Below are 12,460 nucleotides of genomic sequence, written 5' to 3'. Positions count from 1 at the left end.
TGACAAATTGCTGTTAAAAACTGGGCATTAAAACTTGTGAACCAATAAAAATGTCCTTAATTATTAGAAGAGTCAGTTAAAAGGAGGGACGACATGTATCGATATGTCAGTTCACCACAAGCATCCAAATACATCGTGCCACCACCTCAGCATCGAGAGTTGTCGAGTGTTGATGTACCTGAGTCTGAGTTGGAGATGCGAGAAATTCTAAACAATTGGTTTGCCGATGGTTTAGCACCGATTATCCAAAGTGAAGATGATTATATTTCTTATAGCGATCAAGTTCGATTTGAGAAACTCAGCCGCACGGTTGGGATGTTGTTGAGGAATAAAGATTATTACTTCGCAGCCAAGCGTATCTTGTCTGTGTGGGAACAAGACTGCCTTGAAACTACCTATGTCAACTACCTCATTCTACGTAGCGAACGTACTACTTCGTTGAGACAGTAAATACGCCTCTGCAACTCCCTAAGTCTGTTAACCAGTAAAATAGACTCTAGTGTGAATATTTCTTCCCGTTCTAGCCTTTCAAGAGAGCTAACAAAAAGGGCAAGCTTGAAAGCTTACCCTTATGATTGTTCTTTAAATGTCTAATCTAGCTATTCAGCGTTCTAGCCGATCAGATTTGTTTGCTTGTTTGCTGATCTTCACAGTGGCTATATTACTTAGACCCAACCATCGAATTTAAGTCGCTTTTGAATTCTCTCGACTGCTTCTTTCTGCATCTGTCTAACTCGCTCATTCGACACATTCACATCCAACATTTGTCCAACCTCGGATAACGTTTTTACTTTGTTATCGAAGAAGCCGAAACGGTGGATGAGTACTTTCTGTAATTTCGGTGGCAGTGTGTTGATGATTTGTTCAAGCGCGTGTGTGAATGATTGGTCTTCACAATCTTGTTGAGGGTCGGGGATGTATTCGCTTTCGCATTGTTCTAACACGAGCGGAGCATGGCTGATGCCTACGGTTGTTGTTACGTCAATAAAGCCGCTTAATGCGACCAGTTGATCGACACGTTCAGCTTTTACGCCTGAGCCGTTCGATAGCTCTGAGATTGAGATCTCTTTACTCATCTTTTTGCTGACATCGAGCTTCTTTGAGGCAAGGCTATTAATCTCTTTACAGACATGAGCAGGTAAGCGGACAGTACGTCCTTTGTTCATTAAAGCGGCTTCAATGTTTTCGCGAATCCACCACACGGCATAGGTTGAAAAACGATAACCTGGTTCTGGATCGTATTTATCAATAGCCTTGATCAGACCGATATTACCTTCTTCGATAAGGTCGAGCAGCGTGAAGTTGTTGCCTTTACGCTTTAGGTAACTTTTCGCGATTTTTACAACAAGTCGCAGGTTCGATTCGATCATTACGTCGCGCGCTTGTTTATCTCCCGCACGATTCAATTTCGCGTAATAAAGTTCATCTTCACGCGACAATAGATCAATGCCCACAATATCCTTTAGATAGTGAGCATAAGGTTCTGCGTTGGTAGAAAATGATTCTTTAATGGGTGTGTCATCCGTGAGCCCCTGAAACGCAGCAAAACTGTCATTGTTCATTTCCTTGTCCTTATCTAGCCGACTGAACGTTTAATTTTATTATTATGCCACCAAGTGATTAACGCTTGGTTTCATTAGAGTGTAGATGACACTTTCTCCTTTACCAATAAACAAAATGCAATTTCATATGTTTTTGTCACAAAAATATCTACAAATATTTAACTAAGTTGCATCTTATTGAGAGCAGCGTTATTTCAACTAAAACATGAAGATGCATGGTTTATAAAGCATGTGTTATACATCGGCACATGTAGATAAATTGAGTGAATTTATAGATGTGAGGCAGCTATATAATTGGTAGGGGAAATGAGCCGAAAATGGCAAGAGTCGAGGTTCCATGTTTCCAAAGTCCCTCAGCTCTCAGACCTGTTCTGTGGATATTGACCGCTGCACTAAGCCTAAAAAGCGATGAGTGAAAGCTCAATGCATAGACTAGTAAGTGGCAAGTACTTCGTCGATTTGCTGATTGATGATCTTCATCTCGCTGTAGATAACGGAAAGATCGTCGTCTTGTGGCGCAATTTTATTAAGTGTGTTTTGTTCGACTCTTTCTAAGGCCACAGTAGCAGTTTCTTCGCCAAAGCTGGCTAAGATGCCTTTCAAAGTATGCACAGTGAAATGAAGTTTGCCCCAATCTTGTTGTTTTACTAATTCTTCTATCTCTTCGAGTGAATTGCCATGGTCTTCTTGGTAAGTCGATAGCACAGCGTAAATCACTTCTCTGTCATTATCTAAGTAGGCATTTAAAGCATCAAAGTCTAGCATGTGGACTCCTGTCGGCTGTATGTTGAAAATGGGCTAGGCGGCTTAGTGGAAAAACCATACCGTGATGAATCACTAATCCATTGGTTCCATTTCGGAGGAAGTTCTAATTGTAAGATTTCTTCTAAATAGTCGTCGCTAAGTTTCTCATCTATATGAGCTTTATGGACGGCATATATATAGTCAAGTTTAGCGGCAACTGAATATGGATAACTGTGAATATAGTCCTTTAATTCCTGAATCGACCCAAAGTTTTCAATGTTTATACAAGTTGAAGGGTCGACATTTTTGGACTCAAGTTTGTGACTTACTGCCTCTCCACGAGATTTTAGACATTCCACTGCTAAGTGATAAAGAGAGTACTCACCAAAGTGAACGAGCAGTGGTATTAATTGAGCCAATAAGTAAGTGGGTTGTCTGTGGAAATTGTTTGCTAACAGTGTGGAAGCTCTAATCACTTTTTTGTGGGCAACCTGAGGGCTATTTTCGATGAGCAATACGCTGCTCTGAAATAGGGCAAGGCTAGCCAGAACTTGCTGCTGTTGTTTTACTGGAAGTTTCAGGTTCACCAACTCTGTGAATTGGTTGGCGTGCTCAAGCAAAATATGTTTGTACTTTAGTTGCGTCTCGCGCTGGTAAGTCGCTTTTAACGAATTAAAGTGCGCACCAATGGAGTGGATGACATCTATGTCAGCAGCTGAAATGTGGGTCGCATACATCTCACCTAACTTTATGATCATATGTGTGTTATCTGCGTTCTCAGCTAAGTCGATCGCCCTGATTGCACGATGGCTGATACTTGGTGTCATCTCAAATGCACGAATCGCCAATTTAAGAGCAGGCAACAGCATCTTATGCTTTTCATAGATACAGCTTAAGCAATCAATAACGTTTAATGAGAGTGGCTGCGTTATCAGAAAATTGTGAAGCTTATCTATGGCTAGATTTGGTTTACCTAAGCTGTCAAGAATCAGAGCCTCAGCCACCAATTTTGTTGGGTGCATATTGGTTTTTGAGTTATTAATGACGCTAGAGAGTAACTGCCATTTCTTACATGCAATTAAATGTTCAATCAACGTTGCTTCGAACTGAACGCTAGTGCCGTTAGGGGAGATCGCCAAAGCTTGAGCTAATCTCTCTTGACTGGTTATAGGATATAAATCATTCAGCAGGGTGAGCTTCTTCGAAACGGACACGGCACTTTGGATTTTTTTACCCAACATCTGAGTATGAATCGGTTTAGAAACGAAATGGTGAGCTTCACCTGAAAGGGCGGTTAATACCGTTTCTTGACGCATATCTCCTGAGATAAGAATAGTGGCCACTGTATGATCGATGAGCCTGTTTCGATACAGGATCCCCAACAGCTCAAACCCCGTGAAGGATTGCTCTAAGTGGTAATCAATGAGGAGTACATGAAAAGAGTGCGTCTCGACCGCTTTAATAGCTTGTCGATAATCGGTCGCAATAAAGATGCAGTCATGTGAAATACCTAAGCTCGAGAGTTGCTGCTTTATAAGTATCGTTGCACTCTTAGAGTCGTCGACAATTAAAACCCGTAGGTCTGGTGGTAAGGTCAAATCCATTTTCCTCAATACCAAATGTTATTTTTAATTTAGGTGTCAGGTTGCACATTGTCAAGGTGCCGATATCACATACAAACACTCAATAAACTATTGGTAATTAAAGATTATTCGACAAGATTTATGAAACTCATTCTACGGTCAGTGTTTTGATCGAAATTTTGTGTGGTTATGCAGGTTTTACACGTAAAAAAGAGGTAAGCCGTTAAGCTTACCTCTGTGTTTTGTTGTTCAAGTTTTCTTTGATATCCAACTATGAGAATTACTCTTTAAGTAACGCCTCGCAGCGTATCTAGCTCTAATCGCGCATATTCAGAATCAATACAGCGGCTAACGCTAAGAATACCGTCATCATCAAGAACACATCGTTATAGGCCATGATAGCGGCGTCACGTTGCATTGTTCCTAACAGGCTAGCTTGCGCTTGTTGCATCGCTGTCGCGGCATCACTGCCTGATTGGATAAAGAACGCTTGCTGATCTTTGAGTGTTTGCCAACCAAGTTGACTCACTGAAGGCAGCGACTCTTTGATATGTGCAAGATGCTCGCGGGTTTTGTTATCCAGTAGCGTAGCGATAATCGCTATGCTGAAAGCACCACCTAGGTTGCGCATTACGTTGGTTAAAGTCGAAGCATCCGGTGTGTCGATTTTGCTGATGTTCTTCATGGCAACCAAAGACAACGGAACCATAATAAACGGGCTGCCAATAGCGCGCAGAAGCATAGATAAAATCAACTGCTGACCACCAAAATCAATTGTCATGTGGGTGTTCACGTAACAGCTGAAACCAAACATCGCGAAGCCAAAGGTCACCAAGTATTTAGGCTTAATGATTTGAGTCAGTTTGGGCACGATTGGGAATATCAGAAGTTGTGGGAAACCCATCCACATCAGAACTTCACCGATCTCCATCGCGTTGTATTGCTGGATTTGCGTTAAATACAGCGGTAATACATAGATAGATCCGAGCAACGCCATACCTAAAATCAGATAGGCGATACAAGACATCGCAAACTGCGCATCCCGCAATAGCCGCAAGTTCACCAGTGGCTTCTTGTGTTGCAACTCGTTTATCACGAAGTAAACCAAACTCACCGCAGACACGATACTCAAGCCAACGATAAAGCTCGAGCTAAACCACTCCTCACGGTTGCCTTCTTCTAACACAACTTCCAAACAACCCAAACCTAACGCCATGGTCGCAATACCGAACCAGTCGGCTTTTTTCAGCGTACCAAGGTCGAACTTTTCATCGTCCAGGCCATAGCGGATCATGGTGATCACAAGCAGAGCGGGCGGAATATTGATGTAAAAGATGTAGTGCCACGAGAAGTTCTCGGTCAACCAACCACCAAATGTTGGGCCAATAGACGGAGCAAACGTCGCTGTAACACCAAACAGCGCCATGCCGACAGCGCGTTTGTTGACAGGCAATAGTTGAATGACCAAGGAGAACGCGAGTGGGATTAATGCACCACCACTAAAACCTTGCATCGCACGGAACACGATCATCGAGGTCATGTTCCACGAGAAAGAACACAGCAGAGATGAAATGGTAAAGATTGCCGTGGTCCACGTGAGAAAACGACGCTTACCGAGCGCTTTTGAAAGCCAACCACTGAGCGGAATAGCGATCATCTCCGCAACTAGGTATGACGTCGAGATCCATGAGCTTTCATCCAAGGTTGCAGACAAGGCACCTTGAATATCTTTAAGAGACGAGTTGGTGATCTGGAATGGTGATTTTCACAGGGACACGTTGAACAATTTTGGTGAAGTTACCGGTTGCATTCTCAGGTGGCAGCAGCGCGAACTTAGCGCCAGTAGCAGGGGAGAAGCTGTCTACCACGCCTTCAAGTGGCTGGCCTGGAAAGGCGTCTAACTCGACTTCGACTGTTTGACCTTTGTGAATACCGCTAAGTTGTGTCTCTTTGAAGTTTGCTTCAATCCACACTTGGTTGTTAGGCACTAGACTCATAAGCGGAGCACCAGCTTGAATCAATAAACCTTCACGCACACTGCGTTTACCAATGACGCCGTCTGTAGGTGCGTAGACTTTGGTGTAATCAAGGTTGAGCTGTGCTTGATCTTGTTGTGCCTGTGCTTCTGTTACTGAGGCTTTGGCTTGCTCAATTTCGCTCGCAATAACGATCAGTTGGTCATTGGTAGCGACAAGGTTGGCTTTCGCTTCTTCTAAGTCAGCAAGTGTCACTTTTTGTTGAGCAACCATGCTATCGACTTCATCTTGAGAAGCGTAATTGCGTTTCAACAAGCTACGAGAGCGCTGTACTTGTTGGATGGCACGTTCATATTCTGCTTCTGCGGAATCGACGCCACTTTCTGCTTGGTTAATTTTGCTACGTTGTAACGTCTGTTGAGCGATTAAGTTCTTTACGTCGGATTGTACGACGGATAAATGGGCATTAGCTTGAGCAAGGGCTGCTTGGTAATCACGGTCATCAATTTGAACCAATAAGTCGCCTTCTCTCACCGATTGGTTATCACTCACGTAAGACTTAACAATATAGCCAGACACTTTAGGGCTAATATTGGTGATGTCGCCTTGCAGGTAGGCGTTATCGGTCGATTCAAAATACTGACCATAGCCATACCAATATCCCGCGCCAGCTAAACCCAATGACAGCATGATCGCAGTAGCAATAAGCGGTGCTTTTTTACGTTTTTTTGTGCTTACTGATTGCGAAGCGTTGTTGTTTTCTGTCATTTCTATTTTCTCATTTTGCTTTTATTTAGATGTAACGAATTGTAAATGAAAGTCATTGATTGATAAGATAGGAAAAAAGGGAAACACTGTTGCAAAAATCTTACTAATAGCGAGTTTGGGGAGGTCGGATGGACTTAAATGCGGTCACTGTTTTTACACAAGTGGTTGATTGTGGGAGTTTTACACACGCAGCTGAAGCGTTGAACATGACGAAGTCGACCGTCAGCCGAAAGCTAGACGAGCTAGAACAGCACCTAGGTGTGAGGTTGATCACTCGTTCGACACGAAGTTTGGTCTTAACGCCAGAGGGGGATCGCTTTTATCAATCGAGCATGCAGATGCAAGAGATCATGAACCAAGCCGAGTTAGAGGTCTCTGCCAATCAGGATTTAATTCGAGGGCCGCTTAATGTGGTTTTTCCTGTTGAGTTAGGGCATCAAGTGTTGGCGAAATACATTCATAGCTTCCTAAAAGAGCACCCCAATGTGACGTTGAATTTGGAACTGACCAATAGAGAAGTCGATATTATTGGAGAAGGAGTCGACCTTTACGCACAGATTGGAGAGTTGGAAGACTCAAGTTTGGTCTCACGTTACCTAACAACTTCTGGACGCGTTTTAGTTGCTAGCCCTGAGTATTTAGATCAATGCGGTGAAATTAAAACGCCAAAGGATCTCAAAGCACCATTCCGAATGATTGAAACAGTGAACAAAGCAGCACGTTTACCTAAGTGGCACTTACAGTTAGAAGGTGGTGAGTCTGTTTTGATCGATCTGCCGTGTCAGTTGCGCGTGAATACCATCACAGCATGTCTAACGGCTTGTGTCGATGGGCTTGGCTTGGCGGTGCTTCCTGAGTTCATTTGTCGTGAGTACTTCAAGACAGGGAAACTGATTCGTTTGTTACCTGAATATGAGATGCCAAAAGTTTCAGTAAGTCTGGTGTATGCGGACAGGCAGCTAATGCCGAAGCGTAAGAAGGCCTTTATCAACTATTTACTGACGGCGTTCAAAAGTTGAGAGCTCTTACCGTTGACCCATTGGATAACATAAAAACAGCCTCTGCCTAAAACGTACCGATTAACCATAATCAAAGGCGGTGAGATAGTAACAATTGAAATATACCAGCAGGCACTAAAAGCTTTGCAATCACGGCTTATGACCCTGATGCTCCGACAGAAAGTGGCTTCTGGCACTGGGTCGCGTTTGATATTCCAGCAACAGTGAGCGAGCTACCTCGCGGTGTCGATATCTCTAAAGTGGGTGGCAAAGAAGGCCGAATCGATTATGGAACGGTAGGTTTCGGTGGCGCTTGTCCTCCAGAAAAAGATGGTATGCACCGTTATCAATTCACGGTTTGGGCATTACCAACGGACAAACTTAACCTAGACGAAAATACGCCGTCGGCAGTGGTTGGATTCACGTTGAACAGCATGGCTTTAGACAAAGCAAAACTGACGGCAACTTATACACGTTAATAGCTTATGTACGTTAAAAGCTTATACACGTACATAATAAGCAAATAAGCAAATAAGCAAATAAGCAAATGAGATGAATCATCAATATCAAGTGACGATCTTTCGTGCAGAGCAGTTACAAAAACTGCGTAATGTGAGGATTCTATCCCCTAGTATTATTCAGATCATTACAGGCAGCAAACGCCTGTTTTGGAAAGACTCAGCGGCAGAACTCTCGCATTCTGAGCTGCTGTTGTGTGAGGCATCAGCGTCATTGAGTTTTGAGAACATGCCCCACAAAGGACGTTTTAGTCAGCGCTTTAAAGGAAAATTTGGTTTATCGCCTAGTGAATACATCAAGACAGTGGTCAGCAATTAAGTCATAAGACGCATCGAGCAAAGTAAGCCTAGTTAATTATAGGTCATTGAATAATTAAATGAATACCGTTTTAATAGGCTCAAAACCAAATGTTTGTAAGAGCGCAGATTGCTGTGTACCAGAGATGATGGCGCTATACCAGAGAAGGTCACCCATGACTGAATTGAACCCCAAAAGTGAATTAAATATAGACAAGCTCACCAACGATTTCCCATTGTTAAAACAACTGATAGCGTTAGAAGAAGTGAGTTGGTTTAACCCAAACATCACGACGTTAGAACAGGGTTTACCTTATGTGGGCTTAAGCGAAGAGGACATTCAAGATGCAAGCCTGCGATTACAAAGGTTTGCCCCTTATCTGGCGAAGGCATTCCCTGAAACACAAGTGACCGATGGCATCATCGAGTCTGAGCTTGTTGACATTCCATCTATGAAATCAGTATTGCAAGCGCATTATCAGCAGCCAATAAAAGGGCGTTTGATGATGAAGAAAGACAGCCATTTACCGATTTCAGGTTCAATCAAAGCGCGCGGTGGTATCTATGAAGTACTAACGCATGCCGAGAAGCTTGCGATTGAAGCGGGGTTACTGTGTGAGAGCGATGACTACAGTAAGTTGCTCGAACCTGAATTTCGTGACTTCTTTAAACAATACAGTATTGCAGTAGGCTCAACGGGTAACTTAGGCATGTCGATTGGCATAATGAGTGCCAAGTTAGGCTTTACAGTGTCGGTTCACATGTCTGCTGATGCGAGAGCGTGGAAGAAAAACAAACTGCGTGAGCATGATGTCAATGTGGTCGAATATGAGCAAGATTATGGCGTTGCAGTAGAACAAGGTCGCAAAGAAGCAGAACAAGATTCACGATGCTTTTTCATTGATGATGAAAACTCGCAAACTCTATTTCTTGGTTATTCTGTAGCTGGAGAAAGGCTCAAACAGCAATTTGATCAGCAGCAGATTGTCGTCGACAAAGAGCACCCATTATTCGTTTACTTGCCATGTGGAGTCGGTGGCGGCCCCGGTGGTGTGGCATTTGGCCTAAAGATGGCTTTTGGTGACCATGTACACTGTATTTTTGCTGAACCGACCCATTCACCTTGCATGTTGCTCGGTGTCCATACGGGGTTGCATGATGACATTGCAGTTCAAGACCTAGGTATCGATAACCTCACCGCTGCAGATGGGCTTGCAGTTGGCCGTGCTTCTGGTTTTGTTGGTCGAGCTATGGAACGTTTACTTGATGGCTATTACACGTTAACCGACAAACGTATGTATCAATTGTTAGGTGAACTGAACCAAGTGGAGGGTATTCAATTGGAGCCTTCAGCACTTGCGGGTATGCCGGGCGTGATTAATGTTGAACAGAATAGAGAATACCTTGCTCGTCTAGATATTGATGAGTCGGTGCTAGCCAATGCCACACATCTTGTATGGGCGACTGGCGGAGGCATGGTGCCAGAGCAAGAAATGGCAGCCTATTTAGCAAAGTCATCGGTGTAAATTGGATAGAAAGACGGATGATTGATGAGTTGAAACGAAGCAATAAGTTACGCAGATCGTTACCCCAAATACATATTTTATAAATCAGGCTTCTTAAATATTCTAACTATCAGTTAGGTTGAGTGGCATTCAACTTGATAGGGATAGAGTGATGCAAGCGGATAAAACGATTCAACCTGATAAAGAAGTAGAAACACAACTGCCAACTACACTAAACCCAAATACACCAGAAAAACTATTACAACGCCTAGATGCGATTGGGGAATCTTTGAAAGCTTCTGGTAAGGCGCATGCCTTATTGGGACTCGGTTCTGTTAGCATTGAAACGGAGCGATTGGATCAGTATTCAGACGTTGATTTCTTCGCGATAGTACAAACGGGGCACAAGCAATACTTCTTAGACAGCTTACATTGGTTATCTGATATTCTTCCAGTCGACTATTGCCTAGCTAATAGTGATGGCTGTGATACGTCGAGCGATGGGAGTGTGAAATGACGGTCATTTTGTATCTAATAATTGGCTGATTCTTTTGTAGAGAAAGTCAATTGATTTGAATGGTGATTGTAATTGATTTATAAAATCGTTTTTATGAGTGGTGCTGAGGTTTAGTTGGCTAATCACTGGATGTCGTCAACCAATTAAATTACAATCGAACATCGTTTTATTAATTCGAGCTTTATCGTCATGGTGCGAAACCTAGTCACATTCATCGTTAGTCTGTTTTTCTTAACCGCTTGCTCTACAACGAGTAATAAGCAGATCGACGAAAAGACATTGAGCAACGAAGATACTCTGTCGAACACTATCGAAGAAGAGACGAATATAAACGTTATTGCTGAGTCTGCTGATGAGACAAGTGCTGATTTAGTTAAAGATACTAGTGCCAACGCTAAAGCTGAATCTGTATCAGAAGCTTCTGAAGGCTCTGAAGTACATTCATCTCAAGTAACCGCTAAACAAGTGACTGCAGATATAGTCGAGACCGATAATGAGAAAGGACTTGGAAGTTACCTATTGCTCAACAACGAGCCGACTAAGAAAGTCATAAAATCGCTCAAGGGAGTAACAGATACTTTGAACGTTTTGACCTTTGGAATATTTGCCACAGGCCATGGTTGAGCGAATAGCTCGAACGAAGAACATCGAATCAGTAAACAAGGCGAGCCAAACGGTTCGTCTTTTTTATATCTGAAACTTACTATTAGTTCTGGTTGTAGTTCTGGTTATAGCTGTTGTTCGCTTGTTTGTCGGCTTGAGTCAAGAGACAGTCAGCAAAGTAGGTATTTGTTCGTTCTGGAATGGACTCGCCGTATTTACCGTGTTTGACTTGTTATATGCATCGAGTGTTTTAATGATCCTCCCAAAGTAAGCAACGAAATCTAATCTTACAAAGACAGTGTCTGATATTCACTTAAGGGCATAGTAGTATGTTTGCGATGAAATCCGGTATTTAGTTTTGTTATCAATATTCTAGGGAAGAGATATGAAGAATAAGAGTGTATTTTTAAGCGTCGCGATGGCCATGTTTGCGGCTCAAGCGAACGCATCTGACGCGAACCATGAATCTGTAGCAGACAGTGTTATCGCCGAACAAAGAGCGAACCTGTCTGAAAACACACAAGGCAAAGGTTTCGGCCCGCAAGCCCCACGTGATTTGGGTTCTTTGCAGGGAACTAACGCTCGTCTGTTTTCTGATGCACCAGATTCAACAGCCATGAACTTATGTAATATTCACTTCCATAAGAACGCTGAGCACAAAGGTGGTGAGTTTACCCAATACGCTGGTAATGGTGATGGAAAGGGCTTCCAAAGTGGCTTTAAGTACACTGGTAAGTTGAGTACGGCTGAGCTGATACCATTTGAGGGCAAGGTTTGTCCAAGCGATCATGGCTCTTTGCATTCGGGCGACACCATCGAAGTGCATTACGTGTACTCAACCGCTCAAGTTGAACCGGGTGAAACACTGGGCGCTTGTTTTAACGATGCGATTACCAACCCACAATTACGTGTAGAAACCCAAGTTTATGTATTAGTAAATGATGACAAAGCACTCGATTTCGAAGCATTGGCTAAGCACTCTAAAGTGGATGGTTTGCACCAAGCAACCAATATTCCACAAGATACTGGCTCAGCGATTCAATACGCAGGTTCTACAACAGGCCCTGGTTATAATGAACAAGGTTCGCCCTTCCAAGTAACATGGAACGTTCGTCCACAAGTGGCGAAAGTGGATATCGCTACGGTTGGTAACTGGTGTGAAGGAAACGATTTTAACGAAGACCATGCACATGGTGTAAGAAATATAGTCGTAAACCCAGAGTTGTTGTCACCAATAGCGAACTAATCTTGTTACGTTGATTGGTAGTCAATATTTTCAAAGGCGAGCCATTAGGTTCGCCTTTTGGTTTCTTAATGAAAAAGACGTTGGGCTTAGAACTAGGACTAGGCGAAGGTCTTGTGGGGAAATTACGTGTGACACTTATTCAA

The 12,460-nt window shown here is 43.0% G+C and carries 9 protein-coding genes and 4 pseudogenes; 8 read left to right on the top strand and 5 right to left on the bottom strand.

Annotated elements, in window-relative coordinates; genetic code table 11:
* Window positions 1-93 precede the first annotated feature (93 nt).
* Entirely contained in the window at window positions 94-450 is a 357-nt protein-coding gene (locus AB4407_RS15590; protein WP_372121197.1) for a hypothetical protein, read from the top strand.
* Between the two features lie 215 nt (window positions 451-665).
* On the opposite strand, the gene AB4407_RS15585 is transcribed toward AB4407_RS15590, so the two are convergent.
* The 5 genes and pseudogenes from AB4407_RS15585 to AB4407_RS15565 all read right to left on the bottom strand — a co-directional run bounded on the left by AB4407_RS15585 (window position 666) and on the right by AB4407_RS15565 (window position 6,633).
* Window positions 666-1,562: an RNA polymerase sigma factor RpoD/SigA gene (locus AB4407_RS15585; RefSeq protein WP_372121196.1), complete on the bottom strand. Its 897-nt coding sequence runs from the start codon at window positions 1,560-1,562 to the stop codon at window positions 666-668.
* Between the two features lie 432 nt (window positions 1,563-1,994).
* Window positions 1,995-2,327, bottom strand: a complete 333-nt coding sequence (locus AB4407_RS15580) for an Hpt domain-containing protein (RefSeq protein WP_372121195.1) — start codon at window positions 2,325-2,327, stop codon at window positions 1,995-1,997.
* Window positions 2,321-3,910 (bottom strand): response regulator, encoded by a 1,590-nt coding sequence (locus tag AB4407_RS15575; protein WP_210472826.1) that lies wholly within the window; start codon window positions 3,908-3,910, stop codon window positions 2,321-2,323. Before AB4407_RS15575 ends, AB4407_RS15580 begins: the two co-directional genes overlap by 7 nt.
* 295 nt (window positions 3,911-4,205) lie before the next feature.
* A pseudogene (locus tag AB4407_RS15570) lies at window positions 4,206-5,642 on the bottom strand (DHA2 family efflux MFS transporter permease subunit); the annotation flags it as partial.
* Complete coding sequence (locus AB4407_RS15565) at window positions 5,620-6,633, bottom strand: HlyD family secretion protein (RefSeq protein WP_372121194.1); 1,014 nt, start codon at window positions 6,631-6,633, stop codon at window positions 5,620-5,622. The gene AB4407_RS15565 and the pseudogene AB4407_RS15570, both read right to left, overlap by 23 nt.
* A 128-nt stretch (window positions 6,634-6,761) precedes the next feature.
* On the opposite strand from AB4407_RS15565, the gene AB4407_RS15560 reads away from it, so the two are divergent.
* From AB4407_RS15560 to AB4407_RS15530, 7 genes and pseudogenes are all read left to right on the top strand, one after another.
* Window positions 6,762-7,652 carry a LysR family transcriptional regulator gene (locus AB4407_RS15560; protein WP_372121193.1) on the top strand — a complete coding sequence of 297 codons (891 nt, stop codon included), beginning with the start codon at window positions 6,762-6,764 and terminating at the stop codon, window positions 7,650-7,652.
* 104 nt (window positions 7,653-7,756) lie between these two features.
* A pseudogene (locus AB4407_RS15555) lies at window positions 7,757-8,110 on the top strand (YbhB/YbcL family Raf kinase inhibitor-like protein); the annotation flags it as partial.
* Window positions 8,111-8,183: 73 nt separating this feature from the next.
* A pseudogene (locus AB4407_RS15550) lies at window positions 8,184-8,441 on the top strand (AraC family transcriptional regulator); the annotation flags it as partial.
* Window positions 8,442-8,622: 181 nt separating this feature from the next.
* The gene (locus AB4407_RS15545) at window positions 8,623-9,972 is read left to right on the top strand and encodes a D-serine ammonia-lyase (protein ID WP_372121192.1); all 1,350 of its coding nucleotides are present in this window, start codon (window positions 8,623-8,625) and stop codon (window positions 9,970-9,972) included.
* Window positions 9,973-10,141: 169 nt separating this feature from the next.
* A pseudogene (locus AB4407_RS15540) lies at window positions 10,142-10,429 on the top strand (hypothetical protein); the annotation flags it as partial.
* 228 nt (window positions 10,430-10,657) lie between these two features.
* A complete protein-coding gene (locus AB4407_RS15535; RefSeq protein WP_372121191.1) occupies window positions 10,658-11,092 on the top strand; it encodes a hypothetical protein in 435 nt (144 codons plus the stop codon).
* Window positions 11,093-11,456: 364 nt separating this feature from the next.
* Window positions 11,457-12,317, top strand: coding sequence for a delta-class carbonic anhydrase (locus tag AB4407_RS15530; RefSeq protein ID WP_372121189.1), 861 nt, complete (start codon window positions 11,457-11,459; stop codon window positions 12,315-12,317).
* Window positions 12,318-12,460: the final 143 nt, after the last annotated feature.

The sequence above is a fragment of the Vibrio sp. 10N.261.46.E11 genome (assembly GCF_041472735.1).
GTDB lineage: Bacteria > Pseudomonadota > Gammaproteobacteria > Enterobacterales > Vibrionaceae > Vibrio.
The sequence above is the reverse complement of the archived record's forward strand: the minus strand, read 5'-3'. Positions and strand labels throughout refer to the sequence as shown.